The sequence below is a fragment of the Enterobacter sp. 22466 genome, assembly GCF_052044775.1.
Taxonomy (GTDB): Bacteria; Pseudomonadota; Gammaproteobacteria; order Enterobacterales; family Enterobacteriaceae; genus Enterobacter; species Enterobacter dissolvens.
In genome coordinates this window covers 817842-837215 of sequence record NZ_JBQENX010000001.1, presented here as the reverse complement: position 1 = coordinate 837215, position 19374 = coordinate 817842, and the positions used below count along the sequence as shown (strand labels likewise).

Here is a 19374-nt window from a genome sequence, read left to right as displayed (position 1 = left end):
TCAATGCAGACAAATTGCACCGTCCAGCTATGTTTAACCTAATTGTTATACGTAAAACATAGACAGCGGTTTACTCGGGGAACACTGATGTCAAACATACAGTTAAGGAATGTCACCAAGCGCTTTGGCGACACCGTCACCTTGCACAACGTGAATCTTGAAATTGAAGACGGGGAATTCGCCGTCTTTGTTGGCCCTTCCGGCTGCGGTAAATCGACCATGCTGCGCATGATTGCCGGTCTGGAGGAGATTAGCGAAGGTGAAGTCTTAATCGGTAATGAGGTGATGAACGACGTCGCGCCTTCCCACCGCGGCGTGGCCATGGTGTTTCAGTCCTACGCGCTCTATCCGCACATGACGGTCGCCGAAAACATGGGCTACGGGCTGAAGGTGAATAAGGTCCCAAAAGAACAGATCCGTCACCAGGTGGAGATGGTGGCAAAAACGCTGCAGCTCTCCCACCTGCTGGACCGCAAACCTAAACAGCTCTCGGGTGGGCAGCGCCAGCGCGTGGCAATAGGCCGCGCCATCGTGCGTAACCCGCGCGTCTTTATGTTTGATGAACCGCTCTCTAACCTGGACGCCGAACTGCGCGTCGAGATGCGTCTGCACCTTGCCCGCCTGCACCAGGAGCTGAAAACCACCATGGTGTATGTCACCCACGACCAGATCGAAGCGATGACCCTGGCCGACAAGATCGTGGTCATGAACTATGGCAAGGTTGAGCAGATGGGCGCCCCGATGGATCTCTATTACAAACCGGCAAATAAGTTTGTCGCCGGGTTTATCGGTTCTCCGAAGATGAACTTTCTCCCGGCGACCGTTGAAGCCTGGCAGCCAGGTAAGCTTAGCGTCAGGCTCTCACAGCAGAAGTCGCTCACGCTCGCGATGACCACCACACCGCTGCAGCCGGGCAGTCAGGTCACGCTGGGCATCCGTCCGGAACATTTAACCACCGACCTTCACAGCGGCACACGGCTGGAATTTAACTGTGAAGTGGTGGAGCGACTGGGAAACAATACTTACCTGTTTGGGCAATGCTATGGCCATGACAACGTGAAGATCTTGCTGCCGGGCGACGTGAAGTTCGCGCCCTGGCAGAAGATAGACGTGGCGTTTGACGACCATCACTGCATGGTGTTTGACGACCAGGATGTACGGGTGAGCGCTGATATCGAAGATGCGGTGCGTTCGGTGGCTTAACGCGCGCCACCGTCAGCCAGCGCTCTCACCGCCCGCCCAAACGTCTCAACCGCCAGGGCAACATCCTCAGCCATCACCGACTCCGCCGGATGGTGGCTGATGCCCCCCTTGCAGCGCACAAACAACATCCCCACCGGCCAGCGTTCTGCCAGCGCAATGGTGTCGTGCCCGGCACCGCTCGGCAGCGATAGGGTGCGGCCCTGAACCGATGTCACGGCCTCCCCTAACAACGATTGCAGGCTGGCATCGCACGGCGTGGCGGCGATCCGGTAAAACTCCTCGGCGTTGAAACGGAGCCCACGCCGGGCGGCGATCTGTTCCGCCTGAATGAGCAGTTCAGTGAGCAGTGCGTCCAGCGGGGCATCCTGCGGGCCGCGAATATCCAGCGAGAGCGCCACTTCGCCGGGAATAACGTTGACCGCGCCGGGCAGACAGCGTAACGCCCCCACCGTGGCAACCAGATTGCCGCCGCGCTGGCGGGTGGTGTTTTCAACCTGCACCATCCATTCGGCAGCCGCGGCCAGGGCATCTTTACGGTGCGCCATCGGCACGGTTCCGGCATGCCCGGCTTCGCCGGTAAAGTGACAGTTCAGACGCCGCGCACCGTTAATGGCTTCCACCACCCCCAGCGCCAGCCCCTCCTGCTCCAGGCACGGCCCCTGTTCAATATGCAGCTCCAGACAGGCGCTGAAGTCCTCCTGCCGCCGTGCGGCAAGCGCCACCCGTGCGGGATCCAGCCCCGCCTGCACCATCGCCTGCGCCACGCTTATGCCACTGGCATCACAGGTATCAAGCCAATTCTCCGGCCAGGTGCCCGTCAGGCCGCGACTGCCTAACAGCGTAATGCCGAAGCGGGTCCCCTCTTCGTCGCAGAAACCAACAATCTCGATGGCCTGCGCCAGGCGCACGCCCTGCTGATGCAGGCTGTCCACCACCTCAATGGCGGTGAGCACGCCGAGCATGCCGTCGTAGCGCCCGGCATTGCGCACGGTATCCAGATGCGAGCCAAGCAGTACCGCCGGCGCGCCCTCCTGCTGCGCCTCATAGCGCCCGCAAATATTCCCTACGCTGTCCTGCCAGACGGTCATGCCCGCCTGGCTCATCCACTGCCCGACCAGCTGGTTGGCCTGCAGATGCTGCGTGGAGAGATAAACCCGCGTCAGGCCGTCCGGGGTTTCGCTGATGGCGGCCAGCGCATCGGCACGGGCCATCACCCGCTCTGCCGCCGGGCTCATTGTGACGTCTCGCGGCGATAATGATCCCACGCGGCCTGCATCGCCGCCCCCTGGGGGGTGGTAAATTTCAGGTAGTTCAGCACCGACTCCAGCGCGCTCAGGGTGGTCATTACGCAATCTTTACGGGCGTTATAGCCCATGGTCCCTATGCGCCACACTTTGCCGTGCAGCGGGCCAAACGAGGTGCCAATTTCGATACCGAAATCTTCCAGCATCAGCTTACGCACCTGATCGCCGTTAACGCCCTGCGGGATCACCACGCCCAGCACGTTGTTCATCTTGTGCTTCAGGTCACCAAAGGTCTCCAGCCCCATCGCCTGAATGCCTTTCAGCAGCGCATCGCCGTGCAGCTTGTGCCGGGCGATGCCGTTGTCCAGCCCCTCCTGCAGGATCAGCCGCGCGCATTCGCGGGCGCCAAACAGCGCGGTGGTGGCTTCAGTGTGATGGTTCAGCCGCTCCGGCCCCCAGTAATCCATCACCATGCCGAGATCGAAATAGTTGGAGTAGATCATCTCCTCGTCGCCGTCGCGATGAGCGTCGGTGCGGATCCCCTCCTCGACGCATTTGCGGCGGCGGATCGCCTCTTCCATGCGTGCGCTCAGGGTGATCGGTGACGTGCCGGACGGGCCGCCAAGACATTTCTGCATGCCAGCGGAGACGGCATCCAGCGCCCAGGCATCGGTTTCCAGCGCGTTCCCCCCGAGCGACGCGGTGGCGTCGGTGTAAAACAGCACGTCATAACGGCGGCAAATCGCGCCGAGCTCGGCCAGCGGCTGCAGCATGGTGGTGGAGGTATCCCCCTGAACGGTCAGCAGCAGACGGGGACGAATACGTTTGATGGCATCCTCCACCTGATCCGGGGTAAACACCTCGCCCCACGGCACCTCGATGGTATGCACTTCCGCCCGGCAGCGGCGGGCAATTTCGCACAGCAGATGACCAAAGCGGCCAAAGACCGGCACCAGCACTTTATCGCCCGGGCGAATGGCCGACACCAGAATCGCCTCAATGCCCGCGCGGGAGGTACCGTCCACCAGCATCGTCCAGCGGTTTTCGGTGCGGAACACCCCGCGATAGAGCGCCATCACCTCGTTCATGTAGTGGGTCATGGCCGGATCGTACTGGCCGATCAGCTGGCTCGACATGGCGCGCAGCACGCGCGGGTCGGCGTTGATCGGGCCCGGCCCCATCAGCAGGCGCTGGGGCGGATTGATTTGCGGAAAGCGTGCGATATCCATTGTTAAGTCCTTATCAGTTGAGGCCGCGCACGGAGGAGATGAACTGCTTCAGTTCCGTGGTCTGCGGGTTGGCGAACAGCGTTTTGCTGTCGCCCTGCTCCCAGACTTTCCCCTGGTGCATAAACACCACGCGGTCGCCCACTTCGCGGGCAAAATTCATTTCATGGGTCACGAGAATCAGGGTCATCCCTTCTGCTGCCAGCTGCTCCAGCACCTTAAGCACTTCACCCACCAGTTCCGGGTCGAGCGCGGAGGTGATCTCGTCACAAAGTAAGACTTTTGGCGACATCGCCAGCGCACGGGCAATCGCCACGCGCTGCTGCTGGCCGCCGGAGAGGCTCGACGGGTAGTAATCCAGACGATCGCCGAGGCCGACTTTCTCCAGCATCTGCTGCGCCAGCGCCCGGCATTCGGCGGCGCTTTTCTTCAGTACACGACGCGGGGCCAGCATCACGTTTTCCAGCGCCGTCATGTGCGGGAACAGGTTGAAGCTCTGGAACACCATCCCGACCGAGCGGCTGATTTCACGCGCCTGAGAATCCCGGTCGGTAATGGTCATGCCGCCCAGCTTGATGCTGCCGTCCTGATACCCTTCCAGCCCGTTGATGCAGCGCAGCAGCGTGCTTTTGCCCGACCCGCTGCGCCCGATAATGGAGATCACCTGGCCCATGTCGATATCCAGATCGACGCCCTTGAGCACGTGGTTTTCGCCGTAGTACTTCTGCACCTGATTAATGGTGATGAGAGGCATTGAATTTCGTCTCCAGATAGCGGCTGTAGCGCGACAGCGGATAACACAGAATAAAGTAGCCGAGCGCCACCAGCGCAAAGACCTTAAACGGCTGATACGTCACGTTGGTCAGCATCGTCCCGGCCTTGGTCAGCTCGATAAAGCCGATGATCGACGCCAGCGCGGTGCCCTTGATGACCTGCACGGCAAAACCGACCGTCGGGGCGATGCCGATGCGCAGCGCCTGAGGGGCGACCACGCGAAACAGGGTCTGGCCAAAGGTCAGCCCCAGACAGCGCGACGCTTCCCACTGCCCTTTGGGCAGCGCGCGAATGCTGCCAAACCAGATATCAAGCAAAAATGCGCTGGTGTAAAACGTGAGGGCCAGCGATGCGGCGGTCCATGGCGAGACATCGATGCCGAACAGCGCCACGCCGAAGAACGCCAGGAACAGCTGCATCAGCAGCGGTGTACCCTGAAACAGCTCAATATAGCCACGGATCAGGCGCATGATCATTCGCCCGCCAGTGAGGCGCAGCAGCAGCAGCGGCAGGGTCACCACCGCGCCGCCGACAAACGCCACCAGCGACAGCAGTATCGTCCAGCGCCCGGCCAGCAGCAGGTTGCGAATAATGTCCCAGTCGGTAAAGGTGGTCATCATGCCTGCACCCCCAGCCATTTGCGTCCTGCCGCCATCATCAGCTGACGCAGGGTAATTGACAGCGCTAAGTAAATCCCGGTTGTCACCAGATAAACCTCAAAGCTCAGAAACGTTCTGGACTGGATCAGGTTGGCGGCAAAGGTCAGCTCTTCATACGAGACCTGCGACACCACCGACGAGCCGAGCATCACGATAATGCACTGGCTCACCAGCGCCGGATAAATACGCTGTAGCGCAGGTGGCAACACCACGCGGATGAAGGTCTGGGTACGGGTCAGCCCCAGCACGCGTCCGGCCTCCCACTGCCCTTTTGGCGTCACCTGAATGCCCGCCCGGACGATCTCGGTGCTGTACGCGCCCAGATTGACCACCATCGCCAGCAGTGCCGCCTCACCCGCCGTCATCTTCAGCCCCATATTGGGCAGGCCGAAGACGATAAAAAACAGCTGCACCACAAACGGCGTGTTACGGATAATCTCCACGTAACCGCCCCAGATCCGGCTAAACCACGTCGCCCGCCCGCTGCGAATGGCCGCCCCGAAAATACCAATCGCCAGACCGCCCAGGGTCGCCATCACCGTCAACTGAATGGTGACCCACAGCCCGGCCAGCAGCGCCGGCCAGTGCGGCCAGAGCTCAGAGAAATGGAGTTGCTCTGTCATTGCCTTACACGCCAAGGCTTGCCGGCAGCGGCGCCTTGAGCCACTGCTCAGAGAAGCCGTTCAGAGTGCCGTCTTTAATACCCTGTTCAATCAGCGCATCCACTTTCGCCTTCAGCGCCGGTTCATTTTTCTTCAGACCGATAAAGCACGGTGAATCTTTCAGCATAAAGCTCGGCACCGGGGCTTTCTCCGCGTTCTGGCGCGAGATGGCCGCCACCACAAGGTTGCCGGTGGCCACATACTGCACTTGTCCGGACAGATACGCCGACAGCGTGGTGTTGTTGTCCTCATAGCGTTTTACATCTGCGTCTTTCGGCGCCAGGCTGGTCAGCACCATGTCCTCCACTGCGCCACGCGTCACGCCGATGGTTTTGCCACTCAGGGCGGCGGCATCTTTCAGTTCTGCGCCTTTCGGGCCAAACACGCCGAGGAAGAACGGCGCATAGGCGCGGCTAAAATCGATCACCTTTTCACGTTCCGCATTCTTCCCGAGGCTTGAGATCACCAGGTCCACCTTATCGGTTTGCAGATACGGCACGCGGTTGGCGCTGGTCACCGGGACCAGTTGCAGCTTGACCTTCATCTGTTTGGCCAGATAACGCGCCATATCGATGTCATAACCCTGCGGCTGCAGATCGGTCCCGACCGAGCCGAACGGCGGGAAATCCTGCGGAACGGCAATGCGGATGGTGCCGCGTTTCTCGATATCCTGAAGCTGGTCCGCCTTTACAGGCAGGTTAGTGAACAGACAAACGGCCCCGGCCAGTGCAATCAACAATTTTTTCATGGTGCTTCCCCGTAACGTTAACATGAAACAAAAGATTCTTTGAATTGGATTTTGCAACTAATGTGCCAGTTAAAGCGAAACGCGGGATTTTGTTGTAATGCCTGATAAAACGAGGACGGGGCGGAAAAGCTGTCTCTTTTTCGCCCCGTTTCACTGCACCATTTCAATGCAAAGCACCACGCTGATGCCCCATTATCGTTGTTCGAGTTCGTCCAGATGCTGATACAGGGTGGCGATCTCATGAATGCGCGGACGGCCTTTATCGAGGATTTCATGCAGGAAGGCATTCGCCAGCAGGTTGATCAGGCTATTGACCGAGGCGTAGCTGTCATAGGCCGAGACGCTGTCCAGCGGGGCACAAAGCTGCCAGCTCGCCAGCGGGAACAGGCTGTGCGCCTGCGGCTCGCACATCAGCAGCACCGGGATACCGCTGCCCTGAAGCTGCTGCAGCAGCGGACGGATAATGCGCGGTCGGCGGCGAAAGGCCATCATCACCACCAGATCGTCGGGGGTGAGATCCACCAGCTCTTCGCTCAGGCTCTGCCCCGGTTGCGGCAGTACCAGCACCTGCCCGCGCGCCTGCAGCAGTTGCTGACGCAGGTGCAGCGCCGCCGGATAGGCGTTACGCATCCCGATAATGACAATGCGTCGCGCCTTTACCATGCACGCCATCGCGTCGGCGAACTGCTGGGCATCCAGGGCATTTACCCACTGGGTCAGGTTCGCCATCTCCTGCTTGTAGTGGCGCGCCAGCAGCGTGTTGCCCTGCACCGCGTCGCGGTTGTCGGTCAGCGGCATACCGCTCTGGCGCAGGGTACGCAGCTCATCACGCATGTCCTTATACTTCTCATAGCCCAGACGCTTAAACAGGCGGCTCACCGTGGCTTTCGACACCCCGCTCAACTGCGCCAGCTCGGCGCTGTTGTAGCTGATCAGATCGTCGAAGTGGTCGAAAATAAAATCCGCCACCCGCTGCTCCTGCGGCGATAGGGACGCGTATTGTGCTTTCAGTCGTTCATCAAGCTGTTCCATAACGCCTCTGTAACGTTTGTTTCATCTCTCGCTCTCTATTCATTAAGCATGCCAGCATATCAGCCGGGATAACATGAAACTTTTCATTCATACCTGGAACAGCTTTTGCAGCGCCTTGTGACTTTCAGGGTTATGAGGACTGTTCATGCAAAGTAATGTCTCCGTACACGGAATGGCGGTTGCCCCCCATCATCTTGCCAGCCAGAGCGCACTGTCGGTGCTGCGCGACGGCGGTAGCGCGATTGAAGCGATGGTCGCGGCGGCGGCCACCATTGCCGTGGTCTATCCCCATATGAATGGCCTGGGCGGCGATGGCTTCTGGCTTATCGTCCCCCCCGGCGGCGAACCGATTGCCATCGATGCCAGCGGCGCGGCGGGATCGCTGGCGACGCTTGCCGCCTATGGCGATCTGACACACATTCCCCACCGCGGGCCCCGTGCGGCGCTGACCGTGGCGGGTACCGTCAGTGGCTGGGAGGAGGCGCTTAAGGTCTCACACGCGCTGACGGGCAAGGCCCTGCCGCTGACGCGTCTGCTGGCAGATGCCATTGACTATGCCCGCAACGGCACGCCGGTCACGGCCTCGCAGGCCAGCGCCACCGCCAGTAAATTCGACGAACTGAAAGACCTGCCCGGCTTCGCGGAAACCTGGCTGGTTGACGGCAAACCACCGGAGGTCGGCAGCCGGTTTTATCAACCGGCGCTGGCCTCCACGCTGACACAACTTGCCGAAGAGGGTCTGGAGAGCTTTTATCGCGGCCCGCTGGCGGCGCGTCTGGCCCGTGGGATGGAGACGCTCGGCCTGCCGATTACGCTGGCCGATTTGAACGCGCATGTCGCCCGGCGCACCACGCCGCTGAAATTAGCACATCAGCAGGGTGAGGTCTGGAACCTCGCCCCGCCGACGCAGGGGCTGGTATCGCTTGCGATCCTCGGCATTACCGACCGTCTGGCAATGGCCGATGCCGACGACGCCGGGACGGTTCATCGTATTGTGGAAGCCACCAAACTGGCCTTTGGCCTGCGAGATGCCCACATCACCGACCCGCGCGAGCTGAAAACCGATATTCAGAGCCTGCTGGATCCTGCGGCGCTTCAGGCGCTCGCCGACCGGGTTGACGATAACCATGCCGCGCCGTGGGGCACCGGCAAAGGCCCCGGCGATACGGTGTGGATGGGGGTGATGGATAACAGCGGCCTGGCCGTGTCGTTTATCCAGAGCATTTATCACGAGTTCGGCAGCGGCGTGGTGCTCCCGGATACCGGTATCGTCTGGCAGAACCGGGGAGCGTCGTTCAGCCTCGATTCCGCACATCTTCTGGCCCTCGCGCCGGGCAAACAGCCGTTCCATACCCTGAATCCGGCCGCGGCGCGTCTGAACGACGGACGGGTAATGGTCTACGGCTCCATGGGCGGTGACGGCCAGCCGCAAACCCAGGCCACGCTCTTTACCCGCTATGTGGTGCAGGGTCTGCCGCTGCAGGAGAGCATCTCCCGTCCGCGCTGGCTGCTGGGGCGCACCTGGGGACAAACCTCAGACACCTTAAAAGTGGAAGGCCGCTTTTCCCCTGAGACGATCGCACGCCTGCAGGCGCTCGGCCACGAGGTGGAGATCTTCCCGGACTTTAGCGAAGCCATGGGCCACGCGGGCGCGATTGTCCGCCACCCGAACGGGCTGTTTGAAGGCGCGTTCGACCCGCGCAGCAACGGTGCCGCCGCCGGATACTGAGGAGAGAAGAATGACAACACAACAACCTGACTGGCATGCCTACCTGGCGCAGATGGAGGCCGTGCTGGGCGTTGAGCTGGATGACGCCCGCCGCGCGGAGCTTCAGCTGCAGTTTAGCCGCATTGCCGCCATGGCCGCCCCGCTGATGGCGCTGCCGCTTGATGACCGTCTGGAGATCGCAGGAGTATACAAAGCATGAGGCTACACGAGATGAGTATCAGCGCGATCCAGCAGGCGCTGAGTGCAGGCGAGTTAAGCGCCCGCGAGATCGCCCGTCAGACGCTGGAGGATATTGCGCGCATCAACCCGCAGATCAACGCCTGGACGGCGGTGACCGACGCGCGGATGCTGGCCGAGGCAGAAAATATCGACACCCTGCGCCGGGAAAAGCGCCCCCTGCCGCCGCTGGCGGGCGTGCCTTACGCGGTAAAAAACCTGTTTGATGTGGCCGGGCACACCACCCTCGCCGGAGCCGAGCTGTTCAGCAAGCGTTCCGCTGCCAGCGCAGACAGCTTTGCGGTTCGCCAGCTACGCAGCGCGGGAGGACTGTTGTCCGGGATGGTCAATATGGATGCCTATGCCTACGGCTTTACCACGGAAAACAGCCACTACGGCGCCACGCGTAATCCGCACAATCTGACGCGCATTGCAGGCGGCTCCTCCGGTGGCTCTGCCGCCGCCGTCGCCGCCGGGCTGGTCCATTTTTCACTGGGTACCGACACCAACGGGTCGATTCGCGTCCCGGCATCCCTGTGCGGAATTTACGGCTTAAAACCGACCTTTGGCCGCCTGTCACGCTCCGGCAGCCACCCGTTTGTCGCCAGTCTCGATCATATTGGTCCGTTTGCCCGGCGCGTGTGCGATCTGGCGTCCGTGTACGATGCGCTGCAGGGACGAGACACTAGCGACCCTTTTCAGGCGGAGTCCTCCCGCGAGCAGACGCGTCCCTTGCTCGATCGCGGTCTGGATGGATTGCGTTGTGCGGTCCTCGGCGGCTATTTCAGCACGTGGTGTAATGATGATGCCCGGGAAGCCGTCGCGCGCGTGGCGCGTGCTCTCGATGTCCAGGAGGAGCTTCAGTTCCCTGATGCGGAACTGGCCCGCTCTGCCGCATTCATCATCAGCGCCTCCGAAGGGGGGAACCAGTACCTGCCGTCTCTTCGCCGTGAGCCGGCGCGTTTCGAACCACACTCCCGCGAACGCCTGTTGGCTGGGGCGATGATCCCTTCCGCCTGGTATATTCAGGCCCAGCGTTTTCGCGCCCACGCCCGACAGGCCTGTAAAGCGCTGTTTGAACAGGCCGACGTGCTGATCGCCCCGGCAACGCCGCGCAGCGCCACGACGATCGGCGAGCAGACCATGGAGATTAACGGGGAGCCACTGCCGGTGCGTGCCAGCATGGGGATGCTGACGCAGCCGATTTCGTTTCTGGGTTTGCCCGTCACCACCGTTCCGCTACGCACCGCCCAGGGGGCACCGATTGGTCTGCAACTCATCGCAGCGCCGTTTAATGAACAAGCCTGCCTGCGCGTGGCGCGGGTCCTGGAAACGAGCGGGATAACCGATGCCCGTCCTGCGGAGATGGCACCATGATCAATCACGACGACATTAACCTTCCCTGGGTGGTGGCGGATGTCACAGCCGCATTTTACCGCTACGAAGATGCGCTGGTGAGCAACAACATTGCGGTGCTGGATGAGCTGTTCTGGCACGACAAAAACACGGTGCGACTGGGCGCGGGGGAAAACCTCTACGGCATTGATGAAATCCGCGCCTTTCGCGCGGCACGGCCCTCCGCCGGGCTACAGCGAACGTTGCGCAATACCGTGATCACCACCTTCGGTGAGGATTATGCCGTATGCAGCACCGAGTTTACCCGCGAGGGCACGGAACGCATTGGCCGTCAGCAGCAGACGTGGGTGCGATTTGCTTACGGGTGGCGCATTGTTGCGGCACAGGTGAGTGTGATGGTGTCATGAAAAGATGCGTAGGGTTGCATAAGTCCCTCTGCTTACTATGGAAAAATCATTGTAGTCATTTTACAAACGGTAGTCATATATCCGGGTGAATAGTCATTCATGACCTCATAAATTTACCAGACGCGTCGGGGTATTTACGGGGGAATGCATATGCTTTTGCAGTTCAGGGCGGGAAATCGCCCTGAGTATTTTTTAGCAGTGTACGTAACGAGCATATGATAAATCAGATCATTCTTGCGGAATATAATCCGTTATTTGCTCAGGTAAAAGAGAAGGCATTGCAACAGTGCGGCCTTCATCATCAACAAATTCAACCATGTAAGCCAGATGTGGTTTTTCATGTATGAATACGATGGCACCTATCATGCCTTTAGTTAACCCTTCATCCGGCAAATCTTCCGCTAACACAACCACTTCAAACTCTTCTCTTCTCATGGTCTGATCTCACTTAACCAAAATCGTCGTCATGCGTGGAACAACAGCATCAGTTTCATATATCCAACCGCTGCGCACTATCACTGTCTCACCGTTTAGGCCTAATATCGGCATCTCTACAGCCATTCGCTGCCCGTACTGGTCCGCGTTCAAAATTTTAGCTGGGGCAGTTAGTATGCCCTCTCGGACTCGATCTGCTAACACGTCAGAATTTGTCGGGTTATAACCCAGTGCCGATTGGAATACTCTGGCCTTATGCCCGCCGACTGGGTGGTTAACATCTAAAGAGTAAGTTGATAGCTTTCTGTAATCTACAACGGCGTGTTCGGCATTAAGCAATGTGCCTGACTCCGAGGTAAACCCCTTTAAAGCTGGTGATTCAAACTCTGGGATTTTGCTTAATGACGATAACTTTTCCAGTTCTCCGGTGATGTTAATTTTTCCCATTCTTAGTCCGGCAGCAACAGAAGCGCCAGCAATGATGAGCCCTTTGTTGTCCATAACCTGATCGTAACCTGCTGGAGCTTCGCCGCCTAGCTGCTGTACGGTCTTATGAACCCCCTCTATGTTGCCGTTGTAGATGCCGCCCGCAGCAAGAAGCCTTCCCGCTGCTTTGTTGTTGATAGTTTTTGCGGCCTGAGCGTGTTGTATCGGGGCATCGGAATAGTGCTCCTTAACGGTCGGAGGCGGCTTCCTGCCCTGGTGTTCGTTGAGGGCGTACTCGTAGATTTGACGCACAACCTGCGGGAAGCTCTCGCCGTAGGTATCCATGAAGCAGTCATAAACCAGATTACCTTCGCCATCAAAGGAGAACGGATTGCGGAACTTATCCCACTTTTCCCCCGTGTCCACGCCGACCATCCAGCCGTGCTCAAGATTCCATTCCACCTCATCATAGAGTCCGTCGTACTCCGGTCTGTGCTTGCGTCTGTAGGGCTGAGCTGCATGACGGTGATGACCCCCTTCCCGCCTTCTCGGAACACTATGACGGTGAAAAGGGTAACGCTGGTCGTATTCCTGGTAATCCAGTTCGTAAAATATGCTCGCCATCTCAAGTGATTCACGTGGCGTGAGGATGAACTGAATATCAGCCGGAGCCAGTTTCCGCCTGGCTTCCCATTGCATGTAGAGTGTGAACATCCGGTGTCTGCCTTTCCCTTTAAAAGTGCAGGGATTTTCCGGATAAAATGATGAAAAATCAATCGCTCAGATAAAGAAAATCTAATGCCCCGTGGCAGCGCATGTGAGTTTGATGGTGTAACGCCAACGGGCATGCGACGTCCTGTAGGCCGGGAAAGGCGCAGCCGCAACCCGGCAAAATACGGCTCAATTATTTCTGAAACGGATGCACCTCCCGCCAGTGCTCAGCAATCTGCTGGCGGGTACAGACCCAGACCCGCTCGTGCTGTTGCACATAATCCAGGAACCGCTGCAGCGCGCGAAAACGCCCCGGACGCCCCAGCAGACGGCAGTGCATGCCGATGGACATCATCTTCGGCGCACTTTCGCCCTCTTCATACAGCACGTCAAAGCTGTCTTTCAGGTAAGTATAAAACTGCTCAGCGGTATTAAACCCCTGGGCGGTGGCGAAGCGCATGTCGTTCGCATCCAGCGTGTAGGGAACGATCAGGTGCGGTTTACGGCTGCCATCGCTGCAGGTCACTTCCGTCCAGAAGGGTAAGTCGTCGCCATAGTAGTCGCTGTCGTAGTCAAAACCGCCCTGCTCCACCACCAGCTGGCGCGTGTTGGGGCTGTCGCGCCCGGTGTACCAGCCCGTAGGCGGTTTGCCAAACAGATCGGTCAGCACGTGCACCGCTTTCTGCAGATGCTCACGTTCCTGGTTGATATCCATGTTCTGATAGTGGATCCAGCGCCAGCCGTGGCTGACCACGTCGTAATCCGCCGCCTTGATCGCCGCGACAATTTCCGGATGACGCGCCAGCGCCATCGCCACGCCAAAGACCGTCAGCGGCAGGCCGCGTTTCTGAAATTCATTGTGGATCCGCCAGAACCCGGCGCGGCTGCCGTATTCGTACAGGGAGTCCATGGACATATGTTTGTCCGGATAGCTGGCCGCTCCAATGATGTCCGAGAGAAATTGTTCCGACCCGGCATCGCCATGCAGGACGTGGTTTTCTGCCCCCTCTTCATAATTGAGCACAAACTGCACGGCGATGCGTGCCTGATCCGGCCACTGCGCATGCGGCGGGTTGCCGGCGTAGCCTCGCAGATCCCGCGGATAACCCTCTTCAAAAAGCCCCATTGCTACCCCCCAAAAAATTAAAATGGATTCAATGCCTGAAAATGTCCGCTTAACGGTTTGTTCTCCGGGAAGGCCAGATCCCCGTGCTTGCTGGTTGACAGCCCCAGCGCCACCAGCGATTCCACCATTTTCACCGCCGCGCTGACGCCGTCGATCACCGGCACGCGCAGCTCGCGCGTCAGCTCCTGCGCCAGCGTTGCCATCCCGCCACAGCCCAGCACAATGGCACCGCAGCCATCCTCTTTCAGAGCCTGTATACAGCGCGCGCGCACTTTCTCCTGCGCCAGACCGGTGCCATCTTCCAGCGCCAGCACCGGGAGATCTATCGCGTGCAGGGCCGCGCAGCGATCGTGAAAGCCATACTGGTGCAGCAGATGACGAGCAATGATCAGCGTGCGCGGCAGCGTGGTGACAATGGAAAAGCGCGTCGCCACCAGCGTGGCCATATGCATGGCGGCTTCGGCAATGCCGACAACCGGCCCTTGCGCCAGCTCGCGCGCGGCCAGCAGCCCCGGATCGCCAAAGCAGGCAATCACGTGACCCGCCACCCCCTGCTCTCTGCCTTTTTTGATCTGTTCAAGGACACCCACGGCGGCAATGGCCTCATCAAAATGACCTTCGATTGAGGGCACACCTGCACCGGGGCAGACCGCGAGGATCTCCGTGCCCGGTGCAGCCACCGCGCGGGCGGCCGCGCCGATGGTTTCGGTCATCGCGAGGCTGGTATTGGGATTAATGACTTGTATACAGACAGACGACATTACGACTCCTTGTGGCTGGCGAACAGCCGGGCAAAATCAGGCAGGCACTCACCCGCCCGTTCGAAACAGAGGCTGGCAACGATATGTTCAAAATGGTGCATCAGGGCATCGCTCAATGGCTGCAGCGCTTTCTGGCGCAGCAGCTCCACAAGCTGTTCATGATCGTTGCAGCGGCACCCCTGACGCCACGGCGCGCCCCAGGTGGCAATCACCAGCGAAGAGCGCTGGCTCAGGCGGGTCACCATCTCCGTCAGGACCTGATTGCCGGAGATGGCCTGCAGCTGAATATGGAAATTCGCGGAGTGGCGGATCGCCGCCGGGCCGTCGTAAGCTTCATGCGCCTGCTGCTCCTGACGGATGATTGACGCCAGCGCCGCCAGATGCGGCGGCTGACAGTGCGCCAGCACGTCTGGCAGATTGGCGACCTCCAGCAGCGCGCGGGTGCGGAAGATCTGCCGGGCCTCTTCGACCGTCGGGCTGGCAACGTGTGCACCACGTTTGGGCGTTAAGGTGACCATTTGCACAGCGGCGAGTCGCTGCAACACCTTACGGATGCCCGTACGGCTCACGCCAAAGACCTCCGCCAGCGCCTCTTCCGGCAATTTGCTTCCCGGCAGCAGCTGATGTTCGACAATCGCGGTCATCAGCGCCTGAAAGATGGATTCGTCTTTGTCTTGCAGGTCTGGCGCGGCGTGCAGACTGTTCACGTAGTTCATTAACCACTCCACTTTTTACTTTTCGCTATCGAATCGTATACATAAAAATAAAATATTGCATACAAGATTTATTATTTTGGCCTGGATCCTGCAACACCGTCTGCACTCCCACTCATCGGGTTTTCATTCACAGGAGCAGGTTTCATGCCAAACAGTCAAAATACGCAACACGGTACGGCCGCTGATTCCGGTGCGGTTTACAGCCCACGGCTTTGCAATGAGGATCTGGCACCAACGCGTGACCAGAACTGGAGCTGGTACAACATCTTTTCGTTCTGGATGTCGGACGTCCACAGCATGGGGGGATACGTTGTCGCCGCGAGCTTCTTTACGCTCGGGCTGGCGAGCTGGCAGGTGTTGCTGTGCCTGCTGGTGGGGATTTGCATTGTGCAACTGTGTGCCAACCTGGTGGCGAAGCCGAGCCAGATGGCGGGCGTACCGTATGCGGTCATCAGCCGTCAGGCCTTTGGCGTCTTCGGGGCGAACATTCCGGCGGTGATCCGCGGGCTTATCGCCTTTGCCTGGTACGGCATTCAGACCTATCTGGCCGCTAACGCCCTGATGCTGGTGGCGCTGAAGTTCTGGCCGTCACTCTCTTCGCTCACCACCGGCGCGTTTCTCGGGCTGTCGCACCTGGGCTGGATCTGCTTTGCCATTATGTGGGTATTGCAGGCAATGGTCTTCTGGCACGGCATGAATGCCATCAAGCGCTTTATCGATATCGCCGGCCCGGCGGTGTATGTGGTGATGCTGGCGCTGGCAGGATGGATTGTATACAAGACCGGATTCGACGGGATCTCCTTCACCCTCGCCAGCAAATCCCTGAGCGCGGGCGAGCAGACCTGGCAGATGATCACCGCCACGGCGCTGGTGGTCTCCTACTTCTCAGGCCCGTTGCTCAACTTTGGGGATTTCTCCCGCTACGGCAAAAGCATGGGGGAAATCCGCCGTGGTAACCGCTGGGGCCTGCCGTTTAACTTCCTGCTGTTCTCCATCGTGACCGTGGTGATTGTCTCCGGTACCCAGTCGCTGTTCGGCCGCATGATCACCGACCCGATTGAAACCGTCAGCCGCGTGGGCAACGATCTGGCCGTGGCGATTGGTCTGCTGACCATGATCACCGCCACCATCGGGATCAACATCGTGGCCAACTTTGTCTCCCCGGCGTTTGATTTCTCTAACTGTTCCCCGCAGAAAATCAGCTTCCGCACCGGGGGCATGATTGCCGCCGTCGGCTCGATCCTGTTAACCCCGTGGAACCTGTTTAACTCCCCGGAACTTATTCATTACACCCTGGACGTACTGGGGGCATTTATCGGCCCACTGTTCGGGATTCTCATTGCCGACTTCTACCTGATTAAGCGTGGCAAGGTATCCGTGGACGACCTGTTCGATGACACGCCAGAAGGGAAATACTGGTACCGCAACGGCTTTAACCCGAAAGCCATCGGCGCGCTGATCCCCTCGGTTGCCGTCGGGCTGGTGATAAGCTTCATCCCGGCGCTGCATGAGGTGGCAAACTTTAGCTGGTTCATTGGCGTGTTCCTTGGCGGGGTAACCTACCGCTGGCTGGCGCGTGAAGAGCGCGAAGGGGCGTCCGCCGCTCACTTCACGGCACGCGAAGCCACGCAAACCATCAGACAGGAGCCGTGATGGATTACCAGACTGCGATACGCGGTGCATTTTTCGATATCGCCCGGGTCTGCGACAGTGCAGACCTGATTGCCGACCATGCGCGCTACCAGGAGGACGGCCTGCTGTTTATTCACCACGGGAAAATCGTGGCGCTCATGGCCTGGCAGGAGGGAGAGCAATATCTTGACCCGCACAAGAGTTACACCGACCTGCGCGGCAAACTGCTGTTGCCCGGTTTTATCGATACTCACGTTCATTATCCGCAGACGGAGATGATCGGCGCCTTCGGCGAGCAACTGCTGGAGTGGCTGACCACCTACACGTTCCCGGTGGAGAGCCAGTTTGCTGACGAGAGCTACGCAAAAGAGATCGCGGAATTTTTCATAAATCAGCTGGTGAGCCACGGCACCACCACCGCACTGGTGTTTTGCACGCTGCATCCTGAATCGGTCGATGCGCTGTTTACCGAGGCGTCGCGCCTGAATATGCGCCTTATCGCCGGGAAGGTGATGATGGACCGGCACACCCCGGACTACCTGACCGAAACGGCACAACAGAGCTACCGGCAGACACGGGAGCTGATCCAGCGCTGGCACCACCATGGACGGCTGGGGTATGCCATTACGCCACGCTTTGCGCCCACCTCATCACCGGAACTGCTTGCGGCGGTGCGTTTACTCCGAGAGGAGTTTCCGGACACCTGGCTGCAGACCCATCTGAGCGAAAACCCGAACGAAGTGGCCTGGGTTAATGACCTGTGGCCGGAGCATGAACGTTATCTGGATGTGTACCACCACTACGGCCTCACCGGTGAACGCAGCGTGTTTGCTCACGGGATCCATCTCCACCACAGCGAGTGGCAGTGCCTGCATGACACCGGTTCGGCGGTGGCGTTTTGCCCAACGTCCAACCTGTTTCTTGGCAGCGGGCTGTTTCGGTTACCCGCCTGCTGGCAGCACAAGGTGCGGATGGGTATCGGCACCGACGTTGGCGCGGGCACCACCTTCAGTATGTTGCGCACGCTGGGGGAAGCTTACAAGGTGGGTCAGTTGCAGAGCTATCGCCTGCGCGCCAGCGAGGCCTTTTATCATGCCACGCTGGGTGGCGCGCATGCCCTGCGTCTGGATGACAACATTGGCAACTTCGCACCGGGCAAAGAGGCCGATTTTATCGTGATCGACCCGGCCGTCACCCCGCTTCAGCGCCTGCGCAGCGGGCGCTGCAAGGATATCTACGAGCAGCTGTTTGTGCTGATGACCCTGGGCGACGAGCGTAATATCAGCCAAACCTGGGTCAACGGCGAGCCAGTGTGGTCAGCTGCCGCGGTAGGTTGACCAGCCGCCAGGGGCAATCACAAACGGCAGATGGAAGTGTTCATCTGCCGTTTCGCCGATAAGAAAATCAATCTGCGCACAGGGATAGAGCGTGTCGCGCCCCGTTTCGCTAAACCAGGCGCCAGTCTCGGCCACCAGCCGATAGCGGCCCGCAGGCAGGACGGGAACAAACTCGGTGATGCGGCCCTGCGCGTTGGTCACGCCAGTTGCGATGATCTCCGCGTCCTGTTCAAGGCGTACCGTAACCCCCTGCGCGGGTTTGCCCGTCGAGATATCCAGAATATGTGTACTGAGCGTGCTCATGCGCCAATGACTCCTTCCAGTCGTAATAAGGTAATTTCCCGCAGCTGATCCAGTGCGGCCTGCACCTCCTGCGCATCGCTGTTTTCCAGCCGCGCGTTCAGGGCCTGGAGGATCGCCTCTCCGCTGCGGCCTTTGGCGCGGATCAGAAAGACGCGCCCGAAACGGCTTTCGTAGCGGGCATTGCCTGCCCGCAACGCCTCAGCAAGCCGCGCATCATCATGATTCACCGCTCCCTGCTCCTGACGCGACAGCGCCGCCTCCGCCTGCGTGCCCATGGGCTTCTCACCGATGCGCGGATGCGCGCTCAGAGCCTCCGTGAGCGCGTGTTCATCCCAGCTTTTCGTCAGCGCCTGGGCCGCATCAAACAGATCATCCCGGCTCGGATAAGGCCGCCCGGCGACCAGCGCCTCGGCCCAGCCGGGGATGGCCACGCAAGGGTGTAATAGCGTAAGCACCTCTTCCTGACTCCGTTGATTAAAATCGTCCAGTGTTATCATGGTTCCTCCCGTGACATCATCGTTCCTGAGCCTTGCACAAAGCACGCCACTCTTGACTGAGACCTGAAACAGTCGATTCCTGATCCTTAAACCGGAAATTATTGATTCATAAAAAGGCATTCTCACCGCGATAACGCACCTTAGCAGTGCAAACATCCCTCTCACAACGCCCTT

The 19374-nt window shown here is 59.5% G+C and carries 20 protein-coding genes and 1 pseudogene; 7 read left to right on the top strand and 14 right to left on the bottom strand.

Translation table 11 applies throughout. The features are described from left to right. The first annotated feature begins 87 nt into the window (after window positions 1–87). Window positions 88–1203 (top strand): ABC transporter ATP-binding protein, encoded by a 1116-nt coding sequence (locus tag ACTJJI_RS03930; protein WP_334751791.1) that lies wholly within the window; start codon window positions 88–90, stop codon window positions 1201–1203. Here the strand turns inward: ACTJJI_RS03930 and hpxK are convergent. From hpxK to hpxU, 7 genes are all read right to left on the bottom strand, one after another. After that, window positions 1200–2438 (bottom strand): allantoate amidohydrolase, encoded by a 1239-nt coding sequence (gene hpxK, locus ACTJJI_RS03925; RefSeq protein WP_440653119.1) that lies wholly within the window; start codon window positions 2436–2438, stop codon window positions 1200–1202. The two genes, ACTJJI_RS03930 and hpxK, sit on opposite strands and share 4 nt — an antisense overlap. Continuing rightward, entirely contained in the window at window positions 2435–3676 is a 1242-nt protein-coding gene (locus tag ACTJJI_RS03920) for a pyridoxal-phosphate-dependent aminotransferase family protein (RefSeq protein WP_063425034.1), read from the bottom strand. Before ACTJJI_RS03920 ends, hpxK begins: the two co-directional genes overlap by 4 nt. A gap of 13 nt (window positions 3677–3689) precedes the next feature. Beyond that, window positions 3690–4427 (bottom strand): amino acid ABC transporter ATP-binding protein, encoded by a 738-nt coding sequence (locus ACTJJI_RS03915; RefSeq protein WP_046889772.1) that lies wholly within the window; start codon window positions 4425–4427, stop codon window positions 3690–3692. Next, window positions 4408–5064 (bottom strand): amino acid ABC transporter permease, encoded by a 657-nt coding sequence (locus ACTJJI_RS03910; RefSeq protein ID WP_014831364.1) that lies wholly within the window; start codon window positions 5062–5064, stop codon window positions 4408–4410. Before ACTJJI_RS03910 ends, ACTJJI_RS03915 begins: the two co-directional genes overlap by 20 nt. Further along, window positions 5064–5729, bottom strand: a complete 666-nt coding sequence (locus ACTJJI_RS03905) for an amino acid ABC transporter permease (RefSeq protein WP_014831363.1) — start codon at window positions 5727–5729, stop codon at window positions 5064–5066. The genes ACTJJI_RS03910 and ACTJJI_RS03905 overlap by 1 nt, the downstream gene beginning before the upstream one ends. Before the next feature lie 4 nt (window positions 5730–5733). Beyond that, a complete protein-coding gene (locus ACTJJI_RS03900; RefSeq protein WP_046889770.1) occupies window positions 5734–6516 on the bottom strand; it encodes a transporter substrate-binding domain-containing protein in 783 nt (260 codons plus the stop codon). A 192-nt stretch (window positions 6517–6708) separates the two neighbouring features. Then, on the bottom strand, window positions 6709–7548 hold the full coding sequence (gene hpxU, locus ACTJJI_RS03895) for a MurR/RpiR family transcriptional regulator HpxU (protein WP_046889769.1): 840 nt from the start codon (window positions 7546–7548) through the stop codon (window positions 6709–6711). Window positions 7549–7693: 145 nt separating this feature from the next. On the opposite strand from hpxU, the gene hpxW reads away from it, so the two are divergent. From hpxW to hpxZ, 4 genes are read left to right on the top strand one after another with little or no spacing between them, the layout of a single operon-like run. Beyond that, the gene (gene hpxW / locus ACTJJI_RS03890; RefSeq protein WP_047362245.1) at window positions 7694–9277 is read left to right on the top strand and encodes an oxamate amidohydrolase; all 1584 of its coding nucleotides are present in this window, start codon (window positions 7694–7696) and stop codon (window positions 9275–9277) included. A gap of 10 nt (window positions 9278–9287) precedes the next feature. Beyond that, window positions 9288–9476, top strand: a complete 189-nt coding sequence (gene hpxX / locus ACTJJI_RS03885) for an oxalurate catabolism protein HpxX (RefSeq protein WP_014831359.1) — start codon at window positions 9288–9290, stop codon at window positions 9474–9476. Continuing rightward, a complete protein-coding gene (locus tag ACTJJI_RS03880; RefSeq protein ID WP_440653115.1) occupies window positions 9473–10870 on the top strand; it encodes an AtzE family amidohydrolase in 1398 nt (465 codons plus the stop codon). Before hpxX ends, ACTJJI_RS03880 begins: the two co-directional genes overlap by 4 nt. After that, window positions 10867–11256: an oxalurate catabolism protein HpxZ gene (hpxZ, locus tag ACTJJI_RS03875; protein ID WP_219279233.1), complete on the top strand. Its 390-nt coding sequence runs from the start codon at window positions 10867–10869 to the stop codon at window positions 11254–11256. The genes ACTJJI_RS03880 and hpxZ overlap by 4 nt, the downstream gene beginning before the upstream one ends. A 228-nt stretch (window positions 11257–11484) precedes the next feature. Here hpxZ and ACTJJI_RS03870 read toward each other — a convergent pair whose 3' ends face one another. The 5 genes and pseudogenes from ACTJJI_RS03870 to ACTJJI_RS03850 form a co-directional block, all read right to left on the bottom strand. Then, the gene (locus tag ACTJJI_RS03870) at window positions 11485–11691 is read right to left on the bottom strand and encodes a DUF4926 domain-containing protein (RefSeq protein WP_219279232.1); all 207 of its coding nucleotides are present in this window, start codon (window positions 11689–11691) and stop codon (window positions 11485–11487) included. Window positions 11692–11700: 9 nt separating this feature from the next. Then, entirely contained in the window at window positions 11701–12831 is a 1131-nt protein-coding gene (locus ACTJJI_RS03865) for a DUF6883 domain-containing protein (protein ID WP_440653112.1), read from the bottom strand. A 190-nt stretch (window positions 12832–13021) separates the two neighbouring features. Next, the gene (gene puuE / locus ACTJJI_RS03860) at window positions 13022–13921 is read right to left on the bottom strand and encodes an allantoinase PuuE (RefSeq protein ID WP_254893513.1); all 900 of its coding nucleotides are present in this window, start codon (window positions 13919–13921) and stop codon (window positions 13022–13024) included. Beyond that, window positions 13839–14715: pseudogene (hpxA, locus tag ACTJJI_RS03855) on the bottom strand (allantoin racemase). The gene puuE and the pseudogene hpxA overlap by 83 nt, the downstream one beginning before the upstream one ends. Beyond that, window positions 14715–15431, bottom strand: a complete 717-nt coding sequence (locus tag ACTJJI_RS03850) for a GntR family transcriptional regulator (protein ID WP_083021130.1) — start codon at window positions 15429–15431, stop codon at window positions 14715–14717. The pseudogene hpxA and the gene ACTJJI_RS03850 overlap by 1 nt, the downstream one beginning before the upstream one ends. 144 nt (window positions 15432–15575) lie before the next feature. Between ACTJJI_RS03850 and ACTJJI_RS03845 the strand changes: the two genes are divergently transcribed. Together ACTJJI_RS03845 and guaD are read left to right on the top strand one after the other, a co-directional pair. After that, window positions 15576–17084 (top strand): NCS1 family nucleobase:cation symporter-1, encoded by a 1509-nt coding sequence (locus ACTJJI_RS03845; protein WP_440653110.1) that lies wholly within the window; start codon window positions 15576–15578, stop codon window positions 17082–17084. After that, window positions 17084–18400, top strand: a complete 1317-nt coding sequence (guaD, locus tag ACTJJI_RS03840; RefSeq protein WP_096928484.1) for a guanine deaminase — start codon at window positions 17084–17086, stop codon at window positions 18398–18400. The genes ACTJJI_RS03845 and guaD overlap by 1 nt, the downstream gene beginning before the upstream one ends. Here the strand turns inward: guaD and uraH are convergent. Together uraH and uraD are read right to left on the bottom strand one after the other, a co-directional pair. After that, a complete protein-coding gene (gene uraH, locus ACTJJI_RS03835; RefSeq protein ID WP_013097234.1) occupies window positions 18380–18703 on the bottom strand; it encodes a hydroxyisourate hydrolase in 324 nt (107 codons plus the stop codon). The two genes, guaD and uraH, sit on opposite strands and share 21 nt — an antisense overlap. Beyond that, window positions 18700–19200 carry a 2-oxo-4-hydroxy-4-carboxy-5-ureidoimidazoline decarboxylase gene (gene uraD, locus ACTJJI_RS03830; RefSeq protein ID WP_203462098.1) on the bottom strand — a complete coding sequence of 167 codons (501 nt, stop codon included), beginning with the start codon at window positions 19198–19200 and terminating at the stop codon, window positions 18700–18702. The genes uraH and uraD overlap by 4 nt, the downstream gene beginning before the upstream one ends. Window positions 19201–19374 lie beyond the last annotated feature (174 nt).

Bases quoted from the DNA above. Each gene is read 5' to 3' on its own strand.
- ACTJJI_RS03915 (WP_046889772.1), bottom strand. From the start codon at position 4,427: ATGCCTCTCATCACCATTAATCAGGTGCAGAAGTACTACGGCGAAAAC.
- ACTJJI_RS03905 (WP_014831363.1), bottom strand. From the start codon at position 5,729: ATGACAGAGCAACTCCATTTCTCTGAGCTCTGGCCGCACTGGCCGGCG.
- uraD (WP_203462098.1), bottom strand. From the start codon at position 19,200: ATGATAACACTGGACGATTTTAATCAACGGAGTCAGGAAGAGGTGCTT.
- ACTJJI_RS03850 (WP_083021130.1), bottom strand. From the start codon at position 15,431: ATGAACTACGTGAACAGTCTGCACGCCGCGCCAGACCTGCAAGACAAA.
- guaD (WP_096928484.1), top strand. From the start codon at position 17,084: ATGGATTACCAGACTGCGATACGCGGTGCATTTTTCGATATCGCCCGG.
- hpxW (WP_047362245.1), top strand. From the start codon at position 7,694: ATGCAAAGTAATGTCTCCGTACACGGAATGGCGGTTGCCCCCCATCAT.
- hpxX (WP_014831359.1), top strand. From the start codon at position 9,288: ATGACAACACAACAACCTGACTGGCATGCCTACCTGGCGCAGATGGAG.
- hpxU (WP_046889769.1), bottom strand. From the start codon at position 7,548: ATGGAACAGCTTGATGAACGACTGAAAGCACAATACGCGTCCCTATCG.
- ACTJJI_RS03930 (WP_334751791.1), top strand. From the start codon at position 88: ATGTCAAACATACAGTTAAGGAATGTCACCAAGCGCTTTGGCGACACC.
- ACTJJI_RS03865 (WP_440653112.1), bottom strand. From the start codon at position 12,831: ATGTTCACACTCTACATGCAATGGGAAGCCAGGCGGAAACTGGCTCCG.
- ACTJJI_RS03845 (WP_440653110.1), top strand. From the start codon at position 15,576: ATGCCAAACAGTCAAAATACGCAACACGGTACGGCCGCTGATTCCGGT.
- hpxK (WP_440653119.1), bottom strand. From the start codon at position 2,438: ATGAGCCCGGCGGCAGAGCGGGTGATGGCCCGTGCCGATGCGCTGGCC.
- ACTJJI_RS03900 (WP_046889770.1), bottom strand. From the start codon at position 6,516: ATGAAAAAATTGTTGATTGCACTGGCCGGGGCCGTTTGTCTGTTCACT.
- ACTJJI_RS03920 (WP_063425034.1), bottom strand. From the start codon at position 3,676: ATGGATATCGCACGCTTTCCGCAAATCAATCCGCCCCAGCGCCTGCTG.
- hpxZ (WP_219279233.1), top strand. From the start codon at position 10,867: ATGATCAATCACGACGACATTAACCTTCCCTGGGTGGTGGCGGATGTC.
- ACTJJI_RS03870 (WP_219279232.1), bottom strand. From the start codon at position 11,691: ATGAGAAGAGAAGAGTTTGAAGTGGTTGTGTTAGCGGAAGATTTGCCG.
- ACTJJI_RS03880 (WP_440653115.1), top strand. From the start codon at position 9,473: ATGAGGCTACACGAGATGAGTATCAGCGCGATCCAGCAGGCGCTGAGT.
- uraH (WP_013097234.1), bottom strand. From the start codon at position 18,703: ATGAGCACGCTCAGTACACATATTCTGGATATCTCGACGGGCAAACCC.
- ACTJJI_RS03910 (WP_014831364.1), bottom strand. From the start codon at position 5,064: ATGACCACCTTTACCGACTGGGACATTATTCGCAACCTGCTGCTGGCC.